5 protein-coding genes are annotated in these 25,803 nt (G+C 67.2%); 3 read left to right on the top strand and 2 right to left on the bottom strand.

Annotated features, from left to right (window positions below):
• Nucleotides 1–39: 39 nt before the first annotated feature.
• Both IEX78_RS16470 and IEX78_RS16465 read right to left on the bottom strand, forming a co-directional pair.
• On the bottom strand, nucleotides 40–438 hold the full coding sequence (locus IEX78_RS16470) for an SCO5389 family protein (protein ID WP_188829878.1): 399 nt from the start codon (nucleotides 436–438) through the stop codon (nucleotides 40–42).
• Nucleotides 439–532: 94 nt separating this feature from the next.
• Nucleotides 533–1,564, bottom strand: a complete 1,032-nt coding sequence (locus tag IEX78_RS16465) for a nitronate monooxygenase (protein ID WP_188829877.1) — start codon at nucleotides 1,562–1,564, stop codon at nucleotides 533–535.
• Between the two features lie 255 nt (nucleotides 1,565–1,819).
• Between IEX78_RS16465 and IEX78_RS16460 the strand changes: the two genes are divergently transcribed.
• The 3 genes from IEX78_RS16460 to IEX78_RS24310 all read left to right on the top strand — a co-directional run bounded on the left by IEX78_RS16460 (nucleotide 1,820) and on the right by IEX78_RS24310 (nucleotide 25,755).
• On the top strand, nucleotides 1,820–2,710 hold the full coding sequence (locus IEX78_RS16460; protein WP_188829876.1) for a M23 family metallopeptidase: 891 nt from the start codon (nucleotides 1,820–1,822) through the stop codon (nucleotides 2,708–2,710).
• A gap of 115 nt (nucleotides 2,711–2,825) precedes the next feature.
• Nucleotides 2,826–8,822: an amino acid adenylation domain-containing protein gene (locus IEX78_RS16450; RefSeq protein ID WP_444543790.1), complete on the top strand. Its 5,997-nt coding sequence runs from the start codon at nucleotides 2,826–2,828 to the stop codon at nucleotides 8,820–8,822.
• 10 nt (nucleotides 8,823–8,832) lie between these two features.
• Entirely contained in the window at nucleotides 8,833–25,755 is a 16,923-nt protein-coding gene (locus tag IEX78_RS24310; RefSeq protein ID WP_229684046.1) for a non-ribosomal peptide synthetase, read from the top strand.
• Nucleotides 25,756–25,803 lie beyond the last annotated feature (48 nt).

The following is a 25,803-nucleotide window of genomic DNA, read 5'->3' as shown; positions in this document are numbered from 1 at the left end:
GCACCGGAACAACTTCTGGTGCCGCCCTTTTTCGTGTGTCTAGCAGTTGCGCAGTTCAGGACTCTGGTTGAGCAACTGCGCGCGCGGGCTGATGTAGCGGGTGTAGGTGTCCCCGCCCACCGCAGACAGCGGGAACGCCGCGACGCGATGGCAGTTCTGGAACGCCAGCTTCACACCGAAATGCCGTTCCAGCCCACCGCGAATGGCATCGGAGGCAAGGGCGCGAAGCAACTGGCCGCGCGAGATCTCGTCCGGCGGCGGAACCACGTTGTCGGTGAATTCGACTGAGGCATCCGAACTTTGGAGTTCGCCCGCGACGCGACTCACCACCTCCCACGCGTAAGGCAGTGACGTACGCACACATTCGACGAATTCGGCGTCGGTGATATCGCCAGATTCGGCGCGCTCAAGCAGGGTGGGGGATACATCGAGGGACATTGCGCTCTCCTCCAATAGGGGGTGGTCGGCGGATGCGATGCCTCATTAACGGCTCTGCAAGTCTAAACGAAATCCGTTGTCAATAACCCTGGATTCATTCTGAAAGTGCTTTGCGGAGAGCGGCTTTCGCGCCTTCCGCTAGCTCTTCGAGCAGTTCGCCTACTGGTAACTCCCTGCTGAGAGAATGTGCTTGGCCCGCCCACAGATTCACTTCGTCGGGGTTGCCGGTGCCCCGTGCCGCCGCGCGCAACGGGGCTGTCGCATAGTGAATTTCGGGGTAGGCGGCTGGCGCGTCGGCGGTGTAGTCGCGAAGAAAGGTGTTGCGAATTCCGCGCGCACGCTTTCCCGTGAACGCGCGCGTGAGCATCGTCGGCTCAGCCGAGCCGACCTCGCCGCGATGCACAGGGTTGGTGCCCGCTTCGGTGCAGCGCAGGAGGGCGGTGCCGATCTGTCCAGCCGAAGCGCCCGCCGCGAGCACGGCGGCCAAGCCCGCGCCCGTCGCGATGCCGCCCGCGGCGACCAACAGCAGGTCGGTACTCGCGGTGAGCAATTGCAGCAACGAAAGCAGGCCGAGTCCGTCGACGGGATCGTCGGCCGGATCGTCGATGAAACTCGCGCGATGACCGCCCGCTTCGACACCCTGGGCGATGAGCACGTCGGCACCTGCGTCGATGGCGATCGCCGCCTCAGCGGGCGAGGTGACGGTGACCCACACTTCCGAACCAACCGCGTGCAGTCGATCAACCTCGACGGCTGTCGGGCAGCCAAACGTCGTCGAAACCACCGCGACCGGTTCGGCGACAAGCACTTCGATCTTCTCGGCCCAGTGATCGGTGTCGTGCACGGGTTTGCCAAGCGGGAACCGCGCGCCGAGTTCGGCGAGGTAATCGGCGTAAGTCGCCGGGTCGGCCGACGCGCCCGGTGCGAAGAGATTCACGCCGAACGGCGCGCCGGTGTTAAGGCGGGTAGTCGCGATCTGCTCAACCAGGGTCTCAACTGTGAGGTAACCGGCCGCTAGCTGGCCAAACCCGCCCGCGTTGGCGACCGCGCTCACAAGTTCTGGGCTAGACGGACCACCGGCCATCGGTGCGGCCACGATCGGAATGCGCAACTTCTCTAGAACCATGTCTTACAGTCTGGATCGCACGCCGGACCGATACCGCATCTTGACCCGAACGTGTCGCGGGTGACGCGCGACGCGAGCTGGGACTTTTCAAATCAAGTCGGACAAAAGGTTGCGAAATGGTCACGACGGCGTAGAGTTCCCGTCACAACGATGCCGAACCGTAACGTTTAGGTTCGGTCCAGCGGCCCGAAATGGCCGTTGGAGCGCCACTTTCGGCGCTTTCGTTCCCCTGTTGTCGGACGCTAGGACGAACCCTTGTCGCAGCACCGTGTCGGTCCCGAATCCATCTCTGTGCAGTCGTTGCTCAGCGGAGGCGGCGAGAGCTGCGCTGGACCAGGCAGGGGTCCGGGTGGTTCCCGGCGTAAGCACCGCGCGGCGGCTTCGCGTTCGGATCGGGTGCGCACCGCCGCATCGGCCGCCGTCGCCGCTGGCGCTGTCCTTGGCGTCGCCGCGCAGGTCGCGCCGACCATCGCTTACGCGGCACCGTTGCTGCCAACGCACAATGACGACGACGAGGTTGCTCCCTCGGTCGCGCCCGTCGCGTCGGTAAAGGAAGCGGAAGCTAGCTTCGTCGCCGCCAAGCAGGCCGAAGCGCCCGCGCCGGTTACCCAGGTCGCCGCGCCGGTCGCCGCGCCGGTCGCCGCCCCGTTCGGCCTCCAGAACTTGCCGCCTGAGATCGCGGCTCCGCTGTCGCAGGTCGAAGACATCGTCCAAGGCATCCAGCATCAGGTCGCGCCCTCGCAGGGTTCGCGTCCGGTCGCTGGCCCGATCAGTTCGGGCTTCGGCGCGCGTTGGGGCGAAATGCACTACGGCATCGACTTCGCCGACTCGATCGGCGCGCCCATCCGCAGCGTTTCCAGCGGCACCGTCATCGAGGCTGGCCCGGCGTCGGGCTTCGGTTTGTGGGTGCGCGTCAAGCACGACGACGGCACCATCGGCGTTTACGGCCACGTCAACGAGATGCTGGTGCACGCCGGTCAGCGCGTGAACACCGGCGACGTAATCGCGACGGTCGGCAACCGAGGCAACTCCACCGGCCCGCACCTGCACCTTGAGATTTGGGACGCGAACGGCACGAAGACCGACCCGCTGCCGTACCTCGCGTCGAAGGGCGTTCCGCTGGAGTGGGGCCCGTCGGCTCACTGAGCTACGCTGACTGCTTGCGTTTTCGGGGGTTGCAGAACGCGATACTCACGCACTACGAGACCAAGCGGTTTAGGATTGCCCGCAAAGAAGCGGTGCGTGTGTTTCGCGTGTGGCTATGCTGTGTCGGAACCGGGCTGGCTGCCGGACGCGAGAGGTGCTTTGTTCTGTGGAAACTTCCTCAAGTGTCAGCGCATGGGTGGGGCAGGGCGTAGCGGTTCGCTACAACCCAACCGGCATGCCCGGGGCGCAACGCGAACTCAGTTACGCCGAATTCGATCAGCAGTCGTCGCGGATCGCGCGCGAACTCATTCATCGAGGGATCGGGCCGGGCAGCGTCGTCGTCATCGCGATCGCCCGCTCGATCGAATCGGTTGTCGCGACCTGGGCTGTCGTTAAGTCCGGCGCGGCATTCGTTCCGGTAGACCCCAGTTATTCCGCCGACCGCATCGCCCACATCGCCAAAGATGCTGGCGCTGATTTTGGGCTGACGACGGCCGCGCATCGCAAAGTGCTTGGCTCGGCGATCTATTGGATCGAACTCGACGACCCGGTTGTCGCCGAACGCATCGCCGCGCGCGCCGCCGATCCGGTCAACGACGCCGACCGTGTTCGCCCACTTGACGAGCGCGACCCCGCTTACCGCATCTACCCATCGGGTTCGACCGGCGTTGTTGTGCCGCACGCTGGCTTGGCTGCGCGGGTTGAGGCCGAGCGCGCCGACCTCAACATCACCGCCGAATCCCGCGTCCTGCACGTCGGTTCGCCCGCGCACGACAACGCGGTCCTTGAACTGCTGCTCACCTTCCGCGCTGGCGCGCTGCTGGTGATCTGCCCGCCGCGCATCGCTGGCGGTTTCGAACTTTCCGACCTGGTGCGCCGTGAAGCGGTCACGCACCTGCTGATCACGCCGGACGCACTCGAATCCGTAGACCCGGCTGGGCTGCCCGATTTGCGCGCGGTGCTGATTGTTGGCGATGAGGTGCGCCCCGAACTCGTCGCGGAGTGGGCGAGTGAGGGACGTCAGGTATTGCATCGCCGGGGTGGTGGTGAGCGGGTCGGGGGAGGGACTCAGGTCGCCGAACTCAGTTCCGACGCTGTCGCCGACCTCGCCGGGGGCACGTTGCCGTCGAGCGCGCAGGGCGGTGTGGGAGGTGGCGACGCCGCTGCCGTCGCACCCAGCAGCTCATTTTCGAATGCCGAATCTGGCACGCGCGATGGCAGTGCGGACGGGGTCTTCGCCGCACCCAGTGGCTTCCCTTCGAATGTCGAAGCTGGCACGCGAGGTAGGGACGCCGTCGACGGGCGCGTCTCGGGCGAAGAGAGTGCTGTCGCCAGCTTTGGTGCGTCCGCTGAGGCGGCGAGCGTTCGAGAGTCGGCAATTGCTGGGGAAGGCGTGCCCGCCGAAGATGTACGTGGCCGTGGCGAAGGCCTAGGCGTCGCCGCAGGTGTCGCGTCCACCGGTGCTGTGCGTGGCCCAGATGAAGAGCGGGCCGCCGCCTGGGCCGGTGCGTCCGCCGAGGACATCTCCGTTCGAGACTCAAGCCTGGTCGTCGCCGGGGTCGTGGCACCTACGGGCACCGCCGAACGTGCGACCGCATCCGTTCCGCAGCAGCGCGACGAGGTCAGCGATGACAGCGTGCGGTTCTGGCTCGACACCCTCGCCGACCTCCCCGAACAGCTCGACCTGCCGACCGATCGACCGCGTCCAGCTGTCGCTAGCGGGGACGCCGAAACGCTGTCGTTCGAAGTGCCACCCGAAACCCACTCGGGGCTCGCGACGTTGGCGCGCACGGCCGACGCGACCCTGTTCACCGTTGTGCATACCGCGCTCGCTGTGCTGCTCGCGCGACTGTCCGGAAGTCGCGATATCGCGGTCGGCGGCCACGAGGGCGGGGTTGCCAACACGGTTGTGTTGCGCAGCCACGTCGACCCTGCGCGCCCGTTCGGTGACCTCCTTGCCGATGTCCGCGACCGCGACCTCGCTGCGTTCAGCAACGCCGACGTCCCCCTTGAGCGCGTGATTGAGCTGGTCGGCCCTGCCCCCTCTCCAGCGCGCCACCCGCTGTTCCAGGTGCTACTGACCTTCCCCGACCAAGAACGCGACCTTCGGGCGAACGTCGAAACGCAGGTCGATCTGGAAGTCGGCATCGTCGAGCGCTTCACCGAAGACGGCCAGCCCGACGGCATCATCGTCGGATTCGCTTACGCCACGGACCTTTTCGACCGAGCAACCGTCGTCGACATCGCCGACCGATGGGCCCGCGTGTTCGCCTCGGTGCTCGCCAACGTGACCATCCCCGTCGGCGACATCGACGTACTCGCCCCCGGCGAGCGCGATCTCGTTCTGCGCGAAGGAAAGTCGGCAGGCGCGATCGTTCCGCCGGTCACAGTGCCCGACCTCATCGCCACCCAAGCGCAACGTCGACCGGATGCGGTCGCGATCCGCGCGGGCGACACCACGCTCACCTTCGCCGAACTGCTCGGTCAGGCATCGGCGGCGGCACGCGCGCTGATCGATGCGGGTGTTGGGCCGGAATCGCTTGTCGCGGTAAGTGTTCCGCGCACGGAGGAACTGCCTGTCGCGCTGCTTGCGGTGTTACTTTCCGGTGCGGGCTACCTGCCCATCGACTCGGGCTACCCAGCGCAGCGCATCGAATACCTGCTCAACGAAGCGCGACCGTCGGTATTACTCACCACCACAACGGAACTGGCGCTGATCCCAGCGTCCGACGTCCCGGTCGTCCTGCTTGATGACCTCGCGTACTCGCCCAACCCGCTGCACCCGGCCGAACGCAACGCGCCGCTTCGCCCCGATCATGTCGCCTACGTGACGTACCTGTCCGGTCCGGCGGGCAAACCGACCGGGGTGAGCACCAGTCATCGCAATGTCGTTGAGCTGTTTGCGAATACGCAACTGCTCTACGACTTTGACGAGGACGACGTGTGGGCGATGTCGCACTCCTTCGACTTCGCCGCGTGGGAACTGTGGTGCGCGCTCGCTGGCGGTTCGTCGGTTGTTGTTGTCGACCACCTCACGTCGCGCTCACCAGTCGAGTTCCGGGAATTGCTTGCGCGCGAACAGGTTACGGTCCTGACGCAAACCCCGACGGCGTTCGAGCGCCTCGATGCGGCTGACCGCGCCGCCTATGTGGCGGGCGAACCGCCACTTCCGTTGCGCTACCTGATCTTTGGTGGCGAAGCCGTCGATCCGCGCAAGCTAACCGGCTGGTACGGCAGGTACTCAGAGACGGCGCCACGGCTGGTGAACATGCTCAGCGTGACCGAAAGCGCCGGACACGTCACACATTTGGAGCTAGACCCAGGCACCGTCGACTTGCCAGTGAGCCTGATCGGTCGCGCGATTCCCGGACTTTCGGTCGCGGTGCTCGACGATCGACTACAGCCGGTCCCGTTCGGCGTCGCCGGTGAGCTTTACCTTGGCGGCAACCAACTTTCGCGCGGCTACCTCGGTGAGCCCGGCCTCACCGCGACGCGCTTCGTCGCCGATCCGTTCGGTGCGCCCGGTTCGCGCCGGTACCGCTCGGGCGACCTCGGCCGCTGGGTCGGATTCCGTGGCGAGCCGGTGCTCGAATACGGCCGTCGCGGCGACGCGCAGGTGCAGTTGCGCGGGCATCGCATTGAGCCTGCCGAGATCGAAGCCGCGCTGCTCAGCGTGGCCGGGGTGGGGCGTGCGGCGGCGGTTGTGCGCGTAGATGAACACGCGGGCGACCGGCTGATCGGGTATGTCGTGCCCGCCGATACCGAAACCCAGCTTGACCCGGCGGTCGTGCGCGCTCGGGTGACTGAATTCCTGATCGGATACATGGTCCCGGACGCGGTCGTCGTGCTCGACGCGCTGCCGATGACGGCAAGCGGCAAGCTCGACCGTTCCGCGTTGCCCGCGCCGGAAATCGTGGTGGCGAACGTTCCGGAAATCGGCGCGCCAGCCGCGCCCGCGCCCATCGTCGCGCGCCCGGCCTTGGCTGCCGCTGCCGAGCGCGGCGTCGTTCCACTTTCCGTTGTGCAGCAGCAGCTTTGGTCGCGCAACGGTGCCGTCGACAACGTCCCGCTCGTGCTTCGCCTGCGCGGCGCACTCGACACGTCGGCCCTGCGCTACGCCGTCGCTGACGTGCTCGAACGGCACGAGGCGCTGCGCACGCGCTTCCCCCTTGGCGACGACGGCGTGCCGTTTCAGGACGTCGTGCCGGTGAGCGTCGCGCTGCCGGGCGGCCTCGCGGTCGAGGAAACCGAAGACCCACACGAGCGCATTCACGACCTGCTTTCTGGCGGGTTCGACGTGGCAGAGCGCGTGCCGCTGCGCGCCTGCCTCTACACGGTGCCGACCGACGACCCGCTCGCCGAAGAAGACCATGTGCTCGCGATCGTCGTGCATCAGATCGTCGCCGATGCTGGGTCGCTTGGGCCGCTTTCACGTGATCTTGCGATCGCCTACCGCGCGCGGGTGGAAGGTCGCTCGCCGAGTTGGCCGCCGCTGCCGGTGCAGTACGCCGATTACGCGCTGTGGGAACGGGCGGTTCTTGGCGACTCTTCCGATGAAACCTCATTGGCCGCAACACAATTGAACTTCTGGCGGGATAACCTCGCGGGTCGGGGTGCCGCGCCTGACCTGACCTATGACCGTCCGCAACGCACCTCGTTGCGCAGCGCCGAGGTCAGCTTCACGTTGCCCGCAGACGTGCACGCTGGGTTGCTTGCGGTCGCGGAGCAGCACGACGCGACGCTGTTCGCGGTAGTGCATGCGGCGTTGGCGGCGCTGCTGTCGCGGAGCTCCGGCAACACCGACATCGTTGTCGGCACACCCTTCGCGGGACGTAGTGAGCCCGAACTCGCCGAGCTGATTGGCAGTTTCGGCAGCACGCTCGCATTGCGCACGACTCTCGCGCCGGAGTCGCGGTTCAGTGAGCTGGTATCGGTCGCGCGGGAAGTAGGTGCGCGCGCAGTTGCCAACGCGGACACGCCTTTTGACGCGAACCTTCAAGTGCTTCTTGAGGTCAACCGACCCGATACCCCGACGGTGCAGCTGCGGGGACTCACGGTCGACGCGTTTGATCTCGTCGCGCGGCCGGTGAAGTTCGATGTGCAGGTTAGTGTCGATGCGTCGGTTGACGAGATGGGCGAGCCAGCTCCGGTGCGCGCGGTATTCACTTACGCGACAGCGCTTTTCGATGAGGCGAGCATTCGCACCTTGGGTAGTGGCTTCGTCGATATCTTGGCCGCCGTTGCGGAGGACCCCAATGCCATTGTCGCGGAACTGAACCTGGCGCGACCATCGCTTCCTGACGTCGAATCTGCTGACCCGGCAGTGAGTTTCACGCCGTCAACCAGCGGTGTCGCCCTCTCGCAAGAGCTTGCCGCCGTTGTCGAAGACGACGCGCAAGCCCCCGCGCTCGACCTCGGCCAAACCGCGATCGAATACGGCGATTACGACGCGCGTTCGTCGCGACTGGCGCGCTCGCTCATCGCACGCGGCGCGGGCCCGGGCACCGGCGTCGCGATCCGACTCGACCGCGGTGTGCAGTCGGCGGTCGCGACGTGGGCGATTCTCAAGGCGGGCGCGGCTGTCGTGCCGTTGCGTCACCTCGATGCGCCGCCGCCCGCCATCCTTGAGGTGGTTTTGGGACTGGCGTACCACGTTGTCGACGTGCCGGACGGGCTCGACTGGTACGACCTCGCCGACCCTGCGCTCGTCGCCGAAGTCGCTGCCGAGTCGCCGCGTCCGATCGCCTACGCGCACCGCACGCGCGCACTACGCGGCGACGACATCGCCTACCTGGGCACCGACTACGTGCTCACCTACGACCAGCTCGCCGCCGTCGCGGAACGCGTTGGACTCACCTATGAATCGCGGACTCGCGTTGTCGCGCAGCCAGATTCACTCATCGCGGTTGCGGAGATAGTTTCAGCTGGAATTGTCGGTGCCGCGCTGGTGTTGAGCGCGGGCAGCGACGAGGAGGACGAGGTGAGTCACGTGCTCACCACGTCGGGTGATGGGTTGCGAGGGACGGCCGCGACGGTTGTCGGGGTCAGTGAGATGATCGGCAACGCGCCCGCTCCGCATAGGCGGATCGTGGCGGTTGGGATGGACGGATAGGTGGCGACAAGTGGTGCAGCGACGGGCTGGGGCGACCAACGGGATTCGGTCGGGCGGAACCCGGGGTCGTCAGCGCGGTAGAACACTGCCGCAGCTGCTCGCCGTCGCGGTTGAGTCCAATCCGGGCGGCATCGCGCTCGCGTGGCCGAGCGGGTCGTTGACCTACGCCGCGCTCGACGCGCGCAGCAACCAACTTGCTCGCCTGCTTATCGCCGACGGTGTCGGTCCCGAAGATGTTGTCGCCGTTGCGCTTCCGCGTTCGCCTGATGCGATTATCGCGATCTGGGCCGTCGCCAAGGCCGGTGCCGCCTATTTGCCGGTTGACCCGCACGATGCCGCTGTCGTCGCGGATTCCGGTGCGGTGCTTGGACTTTCGCTGTCGTCCTATGCTGATGCGCTGCCCAATGTTGTTGGGTGGCGCTACCTTGACGATCTGGAACTGCGGGCCGCGTTTGGGGCGCAGTCGAGCGACCCGGTTACCTACGCCGACCGTGTTCGGCCGCTTCGCCTGCAGCACCCCGCGTACGTGGTTTATCCGGCAGGGTCGGCGGGTGTTGTTGTGACGCATGCTGGTCTCGCCGCGCTCTGCGCGGAGCAGCGGGTGCGACTCGCGCTCGAATCTCGTTCTCGTGTCCTGGTTTTCGCGCGACCCGCTGCGGACGCGGTGACGCTTGAGCTGTTGATGGCGGTGAGCGCGGCGTCGACGTTGGTGCTCGCGCCGAACGCTGTGCTTGGCGGGGCTGCGCTGGGCGAGGTGATTCGCGCCGCGTCGGTAACACACCTGTTCGCGACCCCGGCCGTGTTGGCGTCGCTGGACCCGACCGGGCTTGAGACGCTTGAGGTTGTCGCGACCGGCGACTGTGCGCCCGAGTTGGTCGCGGACTGGGCGAGACCGCTGCCGGACGGGACGACGCGCCGTTTCCACCGTTGTTATGGGTCGACGGAAGTGACGGTTGTCGCCAACATCAGCGCGGCGCTGATGGCTGGCGGTGAGGTGAATGTTGGTGCGCCGCTTGCCGATGTGGTCGAGTACGTGCTTGATGAGCGACTCGCGCGGGTGCCGGATGGGGCGGTTGGTGAGCTGTACGTCGGGGGGCCGGGGGTTGCGCGGAGTTATCGGTTTGAAAGTGCGTTGACCGCCGCCTGTTTCGTTGCTGATCCGTTTGGTGCTGGGCGGATGTACCGCACGGGCGAACTGGTGCGACGGGTGGATGGCGCGCTGGAACTGGTGGGGGAGAGCGCTTCTGCTGTTTCTTTCGCTGCTCCCGGAGTTGAGCCTGTGGAAATGGGCGTTGGGCCTGTGGAGCGCCGTGAACTCACGGACGCGCCGGAGGTCCACTCGCGTGAGCTGCCGGTCCCCGATCACGCGGATTCGGTGCGCCGCCTGACTGCGGTTCCGGAACTGGTCGAGGTGACGGTTGCTGATGCGGCGGCATTGAGCGTTGATGGAGGCGAGTCCGCTCCTGCTGTAACAGGATTCTCTCCTGAGTTAGACGTGCATGAGCTTCCTGCCGCACCCGACCGGTTCGCACGGGTGGTTGCCGATTCACCTGCGCCGACCACGCGTGAGCTTGCCGTCGCGCCCGGACTACCTATCGCTGCGCATGCCGATTCGTCCGCGTCCGGCGTGGACGATTCGGCGGTAGTCTCCGATTCGGCCGCCGATTTAGCTGAGTTCGGCGTGCGCGGACCGGCCGGGTCGCTTGAGTCGCGCGGAATCGGGGGAGTGTCCTCGCTGGCCGACCACATCAGTTCGGCTCGATCGGACGACGCCGAGCCGGGCGAGGGCCGGGTCGGCGCGTCATCCACTCTCGGTTCGCGTGAACTCGGCGACGTGCCTGAGGTGGCGAGTCGGACCGCCGATTTTCCCGAGTCGGTGGTGACTGCTCCCGAGTCGATCGTGAGTGAGCGCCCCGACATTGCCGGCGGAGCTCTGCCTGAATCTCCCAGTGCCCCTCGCTCATTCGACGCTACAAGTCCGCGCGAACGGCCTTCTGTCATTCCACTTTCCGCTGCCCAGCAACGCTTGTGGGCGCTCAATCAGGGCGACCTTGAGGGCGACGCGGAAATCATTCCGTTCGCGCTGCGTCTGCGCGGGTCATTCGATCCGCGCGCACTGCATGCGGCGGTCGCCGACCTCGTCGCTCGCCATGAATCGCTGCGGACCCACTACCCGGTCGGCGGTGACGGGGTTGCGCATCAGGTGGTGCTCGCCGATGCCGCGCCCGATGTTTTCCTCGATGACCTCGACGAAGACGACGTGCCGCTTTGGTTGGCCGAGTTCGCCGCCACCGGGTTCAACGTTGCCGAAGAGGTGCCGTTGCGGGTCGCACTTGCCACGCTGAGCCCGACTGATCACGTGCTCGCGATCGCGGTGCATCGCATCGCCGCTGACGGGGCGTCGGTCGCGCCGCTGCTGCGCGACCTTGTCGGCGCGTACCTGGCGCGACGCAACCGGTCGCGGCCGATGCTGCGACCGTTGCCCGCGCAGTACGCCGATCACCTGCTGCGGCACGCCGCTTCGCTCGGGTCTGAGGATGAGCCGAATTCGGTTGCCGCTCAACAAGCTTCGTATTGGACCGCCGAGCTTGCTGACCTGCCCGCACTGCTTGACCTGGCAACCGATCGCCCGGACGCTTCCACCGGCACAGGGGCGGAGTTCGCGTTCAGCATTCCGGCACCGTTGCGCGCCGGCGTCGCCAAGCTCGCCGTGCAGTCCGACGCGTCGGAGTTCATGGTCATGCACGCCGCGCTCGCGGTGCTGCTAAGCCAGTTGGCCGCGACTGACGACGTGGTGATCGGCACCTTCGTCACCGGTCGCGACGCGGGTCTCGATGACCTGGTCGGCCCTGTCGCCAACACAGTCGTACTGCGCACGCGCATCGACGGCCACGCGAGTTTCGCCGACGTACTCACCGACATCCGCCGCACCGACCTCGCCGCATTCGCCAACGCCGACTTGCCTTTTGAGCGCGTGATGGAGCTGGTCGCGCCGGAGCGCACCTGCCTGTGCCAGGTCGCGTTGTCGTTTGAACCCGTCGCTTTGCCGACCCTACGACTGCCCGGCTTAGAAGTGACCCCCGTCGACTTCGTCACGAAGCCCGCACGCTTCGACCTGCACCTAACGGTCGAACCGGCTTCGCTTGGCGACCCGATGCCCGCGTCGATCACGTACGCGACGCCCCTTTTCGACGCCCCTTCGATCGAGAACCTGACCGCCCAGTTCATGGGCGTACTCGCGGGCGCGACGAGCGACCCGACGACGTCGGTTGCGGACCTGGTCCCCCTTCCCGCCATTGAGCGCGAAGAGGTTGCGCCGCCGACCACAATCGGCAGCTCGCCCACGCCCTCTCCGACCATTGAACTGATTTCCGACGCCGACGCCCCCGAGGTCGCGCGTATCGATACCCCGGCCACACTCGTGCCTGGCCCCAATCCGACCGCGGCACTCCCCGCGTCGAAGGAGCCAGCCGAGCTAACTGAGTTGCCCGAGCTGGCGACGCCCGCACTGCAAGTCGCTTCCTCCGGGCCAGTGACGGGTGAGCCGGCCTCGACCAGAGTTGCTGTGCCACTGCAAATTAAGGCAGCCGACGTTGCAGGTGACGACCCAAATGTGACGCCCGGCCGTGAGTTGCGAGCCGGACTTACGGAGGCTCCCGGACTCGCGCACGTAACGCCAACTGAACGAGGCAATCTGGCGAAAGCCGCGCCGCTGGGCGAGCCAGTCGCGCCGGGGTCGGGCGAGCAGGGCGCAATCAAAGTGCTTCCCGCGCAAGGCGCTAACGAGGCCGATGCGGCAGGTGACGCACCGAACCCTGCGGACGACCGTGAGTCACGTGCAGGGCTGACGGCGGCTCGTGAGCTCCCGGCCGTAACGCCAACGGGACCCGCCGATGCGGCGGTTGTCGCGCCGCAGGGCGAACCAGACACGTCAGAATTGGGTGAGGTGGCATCCACCAATGCCGCTCTGCCGCAACGCGTTATGCAGGACCTTGTTAAGCAAGACCGCGTCGTAGGCGATGCCCTGATATCCGCGCCTGGCTGTGAGTCGCGGGCAGGGGTGACGGAGGCTACCGAACTCCCGGCGGCTACGCCAAGTGGGCTCGTTGATACGGCGACTGCCGCGCCGCAGGACGAACCGGTCGCGTCGGTATCGGGTGAGCCGGATAGTGCGAATCTCACTGCGGCTCAGGGGACTAAGGCAGTCGACGTCGCTGACCATCCGACGGCGGGCAGTGATCCGCGCAGGATCGGGCTTACCGGTGGAGGCGAGCGAGTCGGCCGCGTAGGCATCAACCCGCTGCGTTTGAACGCCGACGATGACGTGGCGGGTGCTGGTGCCACCGGGAACGCGGACACCGCTGTTGGCGAGTTAGCGGCGGGGGTGCAAGCCGCTTCGAACCTTGCTGATGTGAGTGCGCAAGTCGCGGCGCCCGGTGCGGGATCTGGCCCCAGAATCGAGAGCGCGGCGGCACCAGATGAGGTCGAGGTTGCGTCCAGCGACGATGTCGCGGGCGCACCCCATTTCCCGGTTCCTCCGCGGCCCGCGAACCTTCCCCTTTCCCCCGCTCAACGCCGCGTTTGGTTCCTCAATCGGTTCGGGTTAGACAGCGCTAGGGCCGCCGCGTACAACCGGCCGCTTGCTCTTCGGCTGAGCGGGGACGTCGATGCCGACGCGCTCGCTGCCGCCTTGCGCGACGTGATCGCTCGGCACGAAATCCTGCGGACCATCTACCCCGACAGTGCCAGTGGCCCGCATCAGATGATTCTCCCGGCGGACGAGGTGAACCTTGATGTCTCGGTGCATCGTGCCGCCGACCATGAGGTCTTCGAGCACGTAACTTCGCTCGCTACGACGGGTTTCGACGTCACGGCCGACGTTCCGCTTCGCGTTCAGCTCATTGAGGTGATCGACGCCCAATCCGACGCATCGCCCGGCGACAACGTAGAAGAGACGACCGAGAGCGACGAAGCAGCGTCGACAAGTCGCGAATACGTCCTCGCGATCGTCGTTCACCACATCGCCGCCGACGCAGCATCAATGGCGCCGCTGCTGCACGACCTCACCACCGCCTACGCCGCCCGAACCGCCGGAAACGCGCCCGGCTGGGCCGATCTCCCGCTGCAGTACGCCGACTACGCGCTCGGACAAGCGGATCTTCTACGCGCGTCGTCTGGCGAGCATTCGCGTGCGCTCCCGGATGGAGCTGCGGCCCATTCACAGCCAGGTGCCCCAGTCTCCGATGGCGATGACGGCGCAAGTGCGCCACCGCTTCGCTCACGGCGTGACCTCGCAGCAGATCCAGTTGCGCGCGAACTGCTTTCGTCCTGGCGCGAACAGGCGAGCAAGCTCCCAGCAGCGATCGAACTCCCCACCGATCGACCACGCCCGCCCGTCGCGTCACTCGCGGGCGGACGTGTCGGCGTGCGCATCAACGCCGCCACGCATGCCGCCCTCGCGCGCATCGCCACCGAAGCCGACGCAACGCTGTTCACGACCCTGCACACCGCCTTCGCGATCCTCCTCGCTCGCCTTTCCGGAAGCGACGACATCACCGTCGGCACCTCCGTCCCCGGTCGTGACAGCCGCGAATTCCTCAGTCGCCCCGTCGCTTCGGACCATGCTGGCGCTAGCGCCCGCCCCGGCCGCCTCGACCCCACCGGCCCCGCAGGCTCTTCCGGTCATGCTGGCGCTAGCGCCCGCCCCGGCCGCCTCGACCCCACCGGCCTCGCAGACTCTTCCGGTCACGCTGGCGTTACCGCCCGCCTCGGCAGCCATGATGCTGCCGACCACACCTCCAGCTCCGACCGCCTCGGCGCCACCGGTCACGTCGGCGCTTCCGCGCGCCCGGGTAGCTCCCTCGACACTTCAAGCGACACCTCTGGCCGCGCGGATACATTCGGCCCCGCACGCACTTTCCGCTACCCAGATAGCTCCGGCCGCATCGGCACTCCCAGCGCAGCGGACACCTCCGGCCGCGCGAGCGCCAATCGCGAACTCCAAAACCTCATCGGCCTCTTCGAAAACCCCATCGTCCTGCGCACCACTTACGACGGCGGCACAACCTTCACCAATCTCCTTGGTGCACAATGTAAATCGAACCAGCGGGCCGTAGAAGCCAACATCCCCTTCGCCCACCTCATCGAAACCATCAACCCACCCCGCTCAACCGCGCACCACCCCCTCTTCCAGGTTGGCCTCTCACTACAAAGCGACACGCAACCCGCGCGCGAACTCCCCGGGCTCACCATCACCCCGGTTCAAGCCGACCTCGCCGTTTCCCACCTCGACCTGCATCTCGTCGTCGCCGACACCTACGCGGACGACGGCAGCCCGCAGGGCATCGAAGGCTTCCTCACCTTCGCAACCGACCTGTTCGACGCACGCACGGTCACCACCTTCGCAACCCGTTTCGGCCTCCTGCTCGAAGCCATTGTCGCCGCGCCGAACCGGCCCGTCGGCGACATCGACCTCCGCACCGACGCTGAACGGCTCACCGAGGTCACCGCCGGTGCCGCCGACCTCACCACCAGCGCGGGCACCCTCGCCGACATTGCCGCAGACGCGGACCCCGACGCGATCGCCATCGTCGAAGACACCGCCGACGGCCGCATTGACCTCACCTACGCAGAATTCAATGCGAAGGCCAATCGCCTCGCCCGGCATCTCATCTCGATGGGCGTTGGCCCTGAATCGCTTGTGGCCGTTGCGCTTCCGCGCTCCGCGGACCTCCTCATCGCGATGCTGGCAGTAGCCCGCGCGGGCGGTGCGTACGTCCCGATCGACCCCGACGAACCTGCGGCGCGCACCGACTACCTCCTGCACACCGCAGCCCCAATCTGCGTGCTCACCAAGGGTTTCCGCACCGAAGCGGCCCCGCTGCTGCGCGTCGACCACCCCGTGCTCAACAGCGCATCCGCGGCCCCGATCACCGACCGCGACCGGCGCAAACCGCTCCGCCCAGACAACACCGCGTACGTCTTCTTCACCTCCGGCTCGACCGGCAGGCCGAAGGGTGTCGCGGTCGCGCACGCCGCGATCGTGAACCAATTGCAGTGGTTCCGTGGGGAATTCGGCACCGACACTACCGACGCGATCCTGCTCAAAACGCCTGCGACCTTCGACCGTTCGCCGTGGGAACTCTGGTCCGGCAGCGTCTGCGGTGGTCGCACGGTGATCGCCCGACCTGACGGTCACCGTGACCCCGCCTACCTCGCGACCCTCATCGCCGAAACCGGCGTCACGACGCTCGCCGCAGTGCCGTCGCTACTCGACGCGCTCGCCACTGTCTGGGACAACGCGCGCCCCCAACGCGGCGCCCCTGCCCGCGTGCTCGCGGAAGACCTCACCCCCGCGCTCGCGACTAGGCTGCGCGCCCTCCTGCCCGATGCTCGCATCGACAACCTTTACGGCCCAACCGAAGCCGTCGTCTCGATTACCGATCACCGCTGCACCCCCGACGACAGCACGTTCACGCCAATTGGCAAGCCGGAGTGGAACTCCCGCGTGTACGTGCTCGATGAGCGCCTGCGTCCGGTGCCTCCCGGGATTCGTGGCGAGCTATACCTGGCGGGCGTCCAACTCGCGCGCGGATACCTGCGCCGCGCCGCGCTCACCGCTGAGCGGTTTGTCGCAGACCCCTTCGACCCGGCCGGGCGCATGTATCGCACCGGTGACCTCGGCTCACGCGACGCTGACGGCACCCTGAAGTACCTGGGCCGCAACGACTTCCGCGTCAGCGTTCATGGCGCTCGCGTTGAACCCGGCGAAGTCGAAGCCGCACTCACCGCACTCCCCGGCGTTGAGCAGGCCGCCGTCGTCGCCCGCGCCGACGCGCACACGGGCGTCCGACTGGTCGCCTACCTGGTCGGCTCGGTCGACGTCGCCAAGATCAGCGACGCGCTCCGCACGACCCTGCCCGCCTACCTCGTCCCTGACGCGTTTGTCGTCGTAGACGCGCTTCCGCGCACGGTCAACGGCACCATCGACCGCGCCGATCTCCCCGCACCAACCTTCGCGACCGCCACGTTCCGCGCTCCCGAAACGCCAACCGAACAGCTCGTTGCCGACGTGTTCGCGGAAGTTCTAGGCGCGAAGACCGTCGGTGCCGACGACGACTTCTTCGCGCTCGGCGGCAATTCGATGCTCGCCACCCGCGCGGTCGCGCGGATCGGCACCGCACTTGACCGTCCCATCGGCGTCCGCCTGCTTTTCGAAGCACCGACGGTTGCTGAACTCGCACACCGGGTTTCGCATCTGGACGAGCCCGCGCAAACCCCGCTGCAAGCGCCGACGCGCCCCGATCGACTCCCGCTCACCGCCGCCCAGCAACGCAACTGGTTGCTCAATCGCATCGACCCCACCGCGACGGTCGATAACGTCCCCCTCGCGCTGCGCTTGACAGGCCAGCTCGACACCGACGCGCTCGCCGCCGCGATCGACGACCTGTTCACCCGACACGAAGTCCTGCGCACCTGTTATCCCGACGATGGTTCGGGCACGGTGCAGTCGATCCGCCCGCCAGCCCGACCGTCGCTGACGGCGGTCCAGGTCGCCGAAGATGCGTTGAGCGCGGAGATTCGCCGAACTGTCGCAACGAGTTTCGACGTCACCGCTGCGCCGCCGGTCCGCGTCAAACTGCTTCGGCTGAGCCAGGAAGACCACGTGCTCGTGCTCGTCGTCCACCGCATCAGTGTCGACAGTTTCTCGATGGGTCCGCTCGTTCGCGACTTGGTTGAGGCATACACCGCTCGCGCTGCCCGTCGCGCACCCTCGTGGACCAACCTGCCGTTGCAATACGCGGACTATGCCGTCCTGCAACAAGATTCGTCGGACGAGACGCAACTGAACTATTGGACGACCCAGCTCGCAGGCCTCCCCGCCGAGCTGCCACTTCCGCTCGACCGCCCGCGCCCGCGCGTTGCATCGAATAGTGCTGCGACAGTTCGCTTTACGATCGAGACTGCCTTAAGCGAAAGCCTCGCCGACCTCGCCCGCACGCACAACGCGACCGTGTTCATGGTCGTCCAGACGGCTCTAGCGGTCCTGCTCGCCCGACTCACCGGCACCGACGACATCCCCATCGGCACCCCCGTCGCAGGACGCGCTCACCGCGAACTCGACGACCTTGTCGGCCCGTTCGTCAACACCCTCGTCCTGCGCAGCCGAGTCACCCCCGACGCCCACTTCGCCGACCTACTAGCCGCTATCCGCGAAACCGACCTGGCCGCCTTCGCCCACGCAAACATTCCCTTCGAGCGCCTCATCGAGATGTTCGCGCAGACGAGGTCCGAGCGCCACCCCGACGGGTTCGCACAGACCGGGTCCGACCGCCACATCGACGGGCTCGCACCGGATAGGTCTGGGCGGCGCAGCGACGGGTTCGCGCACGCAGGGGCCGATCGGCGCGTCGACGGGCTCGCGCAGACCAGGTCTGAGCGCCCCGCCGACGGGTTCGCACAGACCGACTCCGACCGGCACCCCGACAGCCTCGCGCCAACCCAGTCCGACCGGCACGCCGAGGCACCCGCACCCACCAGGTCCGGGCACCACATCGATACGCCAACCAGGTCCGACCGGATCACAAGCGCGGGCGCACCAACCAGGTCATCCGCGCACCCGCTCGTCCAGGTCGCGCTTGCGTTCGACAACTCCGCAGCGCGGAGCTTCACCCTGCCGGGACTCGAAGTCACCAGCATCGACGCGCGTACCGCAGCGACGCGGCTCGACCTCTCGCTCACCATCCGTGAGCACTCGTCGCAACTCGATGGCGAATTCACCTACGCCACAGAACTATTCGATGAGCCAACCGTCGCGAGATTCGCGGACCAGCTCATCCGCATTCTCACCCAAGCCGTCGCCGACCCGACCGTCAGCGCGGGCGCCATCGAGCTCATGTCGCCCGACGAACTCTCCCAAGTAACCCTCGCTGGCCCGCCCGCCGAACCCGCGCGCACCCTCGCTGACCTCATGGACGCGGCGGTTTCCGCCAATCCGACCGGCGTCGCGGTGCGCGGCGACGGGCGCGACTTCACCTACACCGACCTCAACAAAGCGGCCAATCAACTCGCTCGCGCCCTGGTCACGCGGGGTGCTGGGCCGGAGGTCGGTGTTGCGGTCGCGATGCGGCGTTCGGTCGAATCGGTGCTCGCGGTGTGGGCGATCGCCCGTACCGGCGCGACCATCGTGCCTATCGACCCCGGTTATCCGGCCGAACGCATCAGCCACATGCTCGACGATTCGGGTGTCGCGTTCGGCATCACGATGACCGCCGAACTGGCTGACCTGCCGACACTGCCCGGGACCGTTGGCTGGGTCGCGCTCGACAACGCGGTTTTCACCGCCGAGGTCGCCGGACACGCGACCGTCGCGCTGCGCGAAATCGAACTGCTCGGCACCCCGCGTCCCGACAATGCCGCGTACCTGACCTATACCTCCAGTTCGACGGGAATGCCCAAGGGCGTGCTGGTCTCGCACCGAGGTTTGGTGAATCTCCAGGCCGAACAGGTAGCGCGACTCAAGCTCGACAGTTCTTCTCGCCCACTGGCTTTCGCATCGCCGCCCTTCGACGCGTCGTTGATTGAACTCCTGCTGGCGATCGGTTCGACAGGCACGCTCGTCGTCGCACCCGCGGCTTCGGTCGGCGGCACTGAACTCGCCCGACTCATCCGCGACGAACAGGTGACGCACGCCTTCCTCACGCCAGCGGTGCTGTCGACGCTCGACCCGAACGGGGTGCCAGGGCTCCGCGCGGTCTGCATTGGCGGGGAAGATGTCCCCGCCGAGCTGGCCGCGCGATGGAATACGTTGCCTAACCGGCGTATTCACGACAGCTACGGTCCGACCGAAGCCACCATCGTGGCAACGATGTCCGATGCGCTGCTACCCGGCGAGCCCGTGCTGATGGGCGGACCGATTCGCGGGATGCGCGCGCTGGTGCTCGATCAGCGCTTGCGTCCGGTCGCGCCCGGCGTTGTTGGCGAATTGTATTTGGGCGGACCAGGTCTCGCGCGTGGCTACCACCGAAGCGCTGGGCTGACGGCAGGCCGCTTCCTCGCCGATCCATTCGGTGAGCCGGGGGAGCGGTTGTACCGCACCGGCGACCTCGTGCGCAGGCGCGGCGACGCGCTGGAGTTCGCGGGGCGTAACGATTTTCAGGTCAAGGTGCGTGGTCTGCGCGTTGAACTGGGCGAGGTAGATACGGCGCTCGCGTCCGCACCGGGCGTCACGTGGGTGACCACGGTCAGTCGCGAAAATGCCAGCGGCGCTTCGACACTCATCGCGTACGTCGTTGGCGATGCGGTCGATGCGACCAGCCTCACCGCCCATGCTTCGCGCGTACTTCCCGACTACATGGTGCCTACCGCGATCATCGTGCTCGACGCGATTCCCGTGAACGCGGCAGGCAAGCTCGCCCTGCCCGAGCCGACAAGCGCACGCACGTATCGCGCCCCGCAAACCGAGCCTGAGCGCATCGTCGCGCGGGTCGTCGGCGCGGTGCTCGGCCACGATGAGGTCGGCATCGACGACGATTTCTTCGCACTCGGCGGCGATAGCGTCACCGCACTTGAGGTGGTCGCGCGCGCGGCCGCGTCCGGCGCGCGACTACGCCCGCGCGACCTATTCGACACGTCAACGATCGGCGCGCTCGCGGACCGGGTTGAGCTGCCGACCAAGGCCGAACCAACCCAACTGATCCCGCTGACCGCAACGGCGAGCGCGCTGCTCGACGCCGATCAAGCTGCGGTTTCGCCGCGCGCGGTAGTGCTCGACGTGCCCGCGCACTGTTCGGCCGACTCGGTCGCTGAAGCGGCTGCTGCCGTGATGCGACAGCACCCGATGCTGTGGGTGCGGCTGGACCGAACGGGCGAAACGCCGGTGCTGCGCATCCCGTCGCAGGGGGAGCGGACGGGTACCGCGTTCCGTCGCCTCGACACCGCCGACGGTGAGGCGTCGCTGCCGATCGACGACATCGTCGCCGCGGCAACGGCCGCGCTTGACCCCGACGAAGGCCGCAATATCCACTTCTTGCTGACGGGTGCCGAGGGCGTCGCAGACGCGACGCTCGGCGACCGGGTGGGGAGTCGACTCGTTGTCGTCGCCAATGCCCTTGTCCTAGACGACCTTTCGCTACGCGCCGTCATCGACCAACTCGCCGCCACGTGGAGTCGCGGGCGACACGCCGCGCCGTCGACCCCCGACGCTGGCATGGACGAACTCGTGCGCGGGCTCGCCGCCTACCCCGCTTCGGCGGCGGCGCGGGCCGAGCGACAGTACTGGCATCGCGCGGTCAGGCCGCGCACCGCCGAAGCCCCTGACCTGCGGCAACGCGGACGTGTCTCGCTGAGCATCACGGGCGAAGGCAGTGCGGCCGTCGCCGCCGTCGCCGAGGCCTATCGCGCGACCATCGACGAAGTGCTGCTCACCGCCGCCGCGCTCGCCCTGCACGGCGGGATCGAGGCTGGCACCGCGCGCACGCTCGGCACCGTCGCGCGACTATGGGCTGACCAGCGCGTTTTCGGCGGCGAAGAGTCGGGTGCGGTCGTTGGTGGCTTCACCACCGACTACCCGCTCGCGCTGCGGCTCGACGGCATCGATGTCGCGGACGCGCTCGTCGGTGGTCCGGCGGCGGGTGCCGCGCTCGGTCAGGTCAAGGAAGCGCGACGTGCTGTCCCGATGGGCGGAGCTGGCTTTGGCCTACTGCGCCAACAACATTCGGACGGTGTGCGCACCCTCGACCGTGGCCGTTTCGCGGTGCGCTTCCGCGATCTGCGGCCCGCGAAGGTCCACACCGACGCGCTCACCGACGACCTCGTGCTCGTCATCACCGTCGACGCCACCGACGACGGATTACACGCGCGCTTCGACTACGCGACATCGGCGCTCACTGGCGACGCGGTTCGCCACTTCGCCGAAGGCTGGATTCGCGCACTGGGCGGCCTCGCGGAGCACGGATTGCGCCCTGGCGCAGGCGGTTTCACGCCCTCGGACTTCCCGCTCGTTCGGCTGACGCAGGGCGAGCTGACCCGACTCATGCGCACCTACCCGTCGCTGAGCGACCTGTGGCCAGCGACGCCGTTGCAGTCGGGGATGCTGTTCCACGCGCTGCTCGCGGAGTCATCGGTCGACCCGTACCTCACGCAGGCCGTACTCGACCTCGAACCTGGCGTCGATCCCGACCAGGTGCGCCGCGCAGCCGCGAGTGTTGTTGAGCGACATGACAATTTGCGTGTCGCGTTCGCTAGCGACACGGCGGGCACGCCCGTGCAGGTAGTTGTCGATGACGTTGAGCTGCCGTGGCGGACCGTCGAGGCGGATGACTCGGACTTCGCGAAGATCCGCGAAACCGACCTCGCCACCCACTTCGACATGGCCGTCGCGCCGCTGGTGCGGTTCACGCTGGTATGCACGCCAACGGCAGCGCGTCTGCTGGTCACGAGCCATCGGATTGTGCTTGATGAGCGGTCGCTGGCGCTGCTTGGACAGGATCTGCTTGCCGCGCACGGGCTCAACGGCCGCACTCGGCGCATGCCCAAACCCGCGCCCTACCGCGACTACCTCGAATGGCTCGCCGCACAGGATCTTGATGCGGCGCGACAGGCATGGCGGGGTGCGCTAGCTGGGCTTACCGAGCCGACACCGCTCGCGCCCGTTGATCTTGGGCGCGAAATAGTGGCTGGCACAGGGGAAGTCGGCTTCGAGCTGTCGACCGACGACACCGCAGCGCTCATCGCGCTTGCTGATGGGCTTGGCGTCACGGTGAACACGGTCGTCAACGCGGCGTGGGGCGTGCTGATCGCGCGTCTCGTTGACCGCGACGACGTAGTCTTCGGCGCGACTGTCTCCGGGCGTCCCGCCGCACTGCCGGGCGCTGACCGCATGGTCGGGCTGTTCCTCAACACCGTCCCGGTTCGGGTGCGCGTTCGCCTTGGTGACAGCGTCGCTGACCTGCTCACCACCCTGCACGCCGAGCAAGTGGCGCTGCGCGACCACCAGGTTCTCGGTCTCGGCGAGATTCAGGACATCGCGGGCATCGATCCCCTTTTCGACTCGCTTGTCGCCTTCGGTGCGTCGCAAACCGACGACGCGGTGAGCACCACGCATTACCCGCTCACGGTTCGGGTGACCACCGACGGTCAACTGCGCGTTTCGGTGCAGTACCTGCGCGACGTGTTCGACGAAGACGCGGCTAATGCTGTCGCCCAACGTCTTTCGATGCTGCTTGCCCGCTTCGTCGCCGCACCGACCACACCGATCGGCGCGATCGACGTGCTCCTCGCTGAGGAACGTGCGAGTCTCGCGTCGTTCAACGCCACAGGCGCCCCCGAACTGCTCGGCGGCGCAACGTTATTGACGCTGTTCGACGCCCAGGTCGCGCGCACACCGGACGCGATCGCGTTCGTTGACGGCAAAACCCGCACCCACCCGGTAAGCGTCCCCGGTGCCACGTCGGGCGCCGGCGTCGACTCCTTCGCGCCAACTAGCGGCGCAACCACCCTCACCTACGCTGAGTTCGACGCCCGCGTTCGCACCGTCGCGGCCGGGCTCGTCGAACACGGCGCAGTACCCGAAGCCCTTGTCGCCGTTGCCATTCAACGCGGCATCGACCTCGCCATCGCGATCTACGCGGTCCTGCGTACCGGTGCGGCCTACCTCCCACTCGACCCCGACCAGCCCGCCGAACACACCGAACGTGTGCTTGCCGCCGCCGGTGCGGTCTGCGTGCTCACTACCGCCGCGACCGGGTTCAGCACCGGCTCGGCCGTGCCCGTCGTCGACCTCGCTGCCTGTGCGGGCGACCCCGCGACGGACTTCGCCGCAGCGACCCCCGACAACCTCGCCTACGTGATCCCCACCTCCGGCTCGACGGGGATGCCGAAGAGCGTCATGCTCACACATCGGCAGCTCGTCGCGCAGTTCCGTTGGGCGCAGCGGGCGTATCCGCTGAGTCGAACCGACGTTGTCGCGCACAAGACGTCGGTCGCGTTCGACATCGCAGCGTGGGAACTGTTGTGGCCCTTGCAGACTGGCGCGTCAGTCGTGATCGCGGAACCGGGAGGTCATCGGGACCCGGCGTACCTGGGTCGGCTGATCAACGACAACGGCGTTACCGTGATCCACTTCGTCCCGTCCATGCTTGACGCGTTCTTCGCGGAACATCCGACACGGGAGTTCCCTTCGCTGCGAAGGGTTTTCGCGGCAGGCGAGACGCTTAGTGGCAAAACCGCCCGACTGTCGCACAGCGGCGAACTCGTGAACTGGTACGGCCCAGCGGAGACGACGGTTGCCACGGCAGCGTCGGCAAGCGGCACCGGCGAGGTGACTGTCGCCATCGGCAAACCAGTCGCCAACATGCGGGTCCACATCCTCGACCGCCACCTGCGCCCGGTCCCGCCCGGCACGGCGGGCGAGCTGTATATCGAAGGCGTTCAACTCGCACGCGGCTACCTCGGCGCACCCGCCCGCACCGCTGAGCGCTTTGTCGCGGCGAAGGGTGGCACCCGGCTCTATCGCACCGGCGACCTGGTCGCGCTCACCGGCAACACCTTAATGTTCTTGGACCGCACCGGTTTTCAGGTCCGGCTGCGCGGCCAGCGCATCGAACCCGCAGCAGTCGAAGCGGTACTGACCGCGCACCCGGACGTGTGCGCCGCCGCCGTCACCCTCGTGCACGGCCCGAGCGGTGACCGCCTAGTTGGCTACGTGGTTCCGAGTAGCGAAAGTGTCGATGAGACAGGCATTCTCGCGAAAGCGCGCACGGAACTGCCCGCGTACATGGCCCCGAGCGCGCTCGTCGTCCTGCCTGCCCTGCCACTCACCGCAAGCGGCAAGCTCGACCGCCACGCGCTGCCTTCGCCCGCCTTCGCAACACGCCCGTACCGTCCGCCGACGACGGCCGTGCAGCGAGCGGTCGCCGAGGTCTTCGCCGAAGTGCTCGGCGTCGGCAAGGTTGGCCTCGACGACGACTTCTTCGAACTCGGCGGCAATTCGCTCGTCACGACGAAAGCCATTGCCCGCCTTCGCATGCGCGTTGGCGTCCACGTTCGGGTGCAGTGGTTCTTCACCGACGCTACCGTCGCCGCGCTCGCCGAACGCATCGACGTGACCCAGGCAGGCGCTGCCGACTACGACCTTGAATCCGACGACGCGCTCAACATCGTCCTGCCCATCCGCAACCGTGTCCCGCATGGCGAACAGGCCGCTGACCCGCTGTTTTGCCTGCACCCGGCCTACGGGCTTTCCTGGTGCTACGCCGGAATCGCACAGTATGTGCCGAGCAAGCGGCCCATTTTCGGACTGCAATCGCCCGCGCTGAGCGAGGCCGGTTACCTGCCGGGCACGCTCGCCGCGATGGCCGGGCGGTACGTCACCGAAATCAAGGCCGTGCAGCCGGAAGGTCCGTATCGACTGATGGGCTGGTCGCTTGGCGGTGTGCTCGCGCACGCGGTCGCGACGCGGCTGCAAGCGGCGGGCGACGAGGTCGCGTTGTTGGCGATGCTCGACTCCCACCCCGACACCGATGTGCCCGATTTCCACTCGGCGTTGCGTGACGCACTTGCCGAACTGGGCGTCGACCTGGGCGCGGCCCTGCCAACGGGCGGACTGCGCGAACTCAGCGACGACGCGCTCGCCGCCCTCCACGCCATCATTCCGGCCAACATGGCGGTGCTCACGCCCGAACGGGTGCGACGGATTTACCGCAGCGCGGTGCGGTCGGCCGAGCTGATCGCCGAGCACACCCCGGACCGGTTCAAGGGTCGCCTTGAGTACTTCAGCGCGCTCGGCCACGACGCGGCGAAGTGGGCACCTTATGTTGATGGCGAGATCATCGACCGGCCGACCGGCGTGGTGCACGACCAAATGACAAGCGCCCGGGCCTTCGCCGAAATCGGTCCGATCCTTGGCGAATTGCTCAATAAGACCGACAGATGATCATGGGGCGCGCTATCGGTCATGTTGCGCATGGGGCATGATGTGACC

This window comes from Nocardia camponoti, from assembly GCF_014646135.1.
Lineage (GTDB): Bacteria > Actinomycetota > Actinomycetes > Mycobacteriales > Mycobacteriaceae > Nocardia > Nocardia camponoti.
The sequence above is the reverse complement of the archived record's forward strand: the minus strand, read 5'-3'. Positions and strand labels throughout refer to the sequence as shown.

Coding starts and splice junctions, on each gene's coding strand:
- IEX78_RS16470 (WP_188829878.1), bottom strand. CDS start 438: ATGTCCCTCGATGTATCCCCCACCCTGCTTGAGCGCGCCGAATCTGGC.
- IEX78_RS16465 (WP_188829877.1), bottom strand. CDS start 1,564: ATGGTTCTAGAGAAGTTGCGCATTCCGATCGTGGCCGCACCGATGGCC.
- IEX78_RS16450 (WP_444543790.1), top strand. CDS start 2,826: ATGCTGTGTCGGAACCGGGCTGGCTGCCGGACGCGAGAGGTGCTTTGT.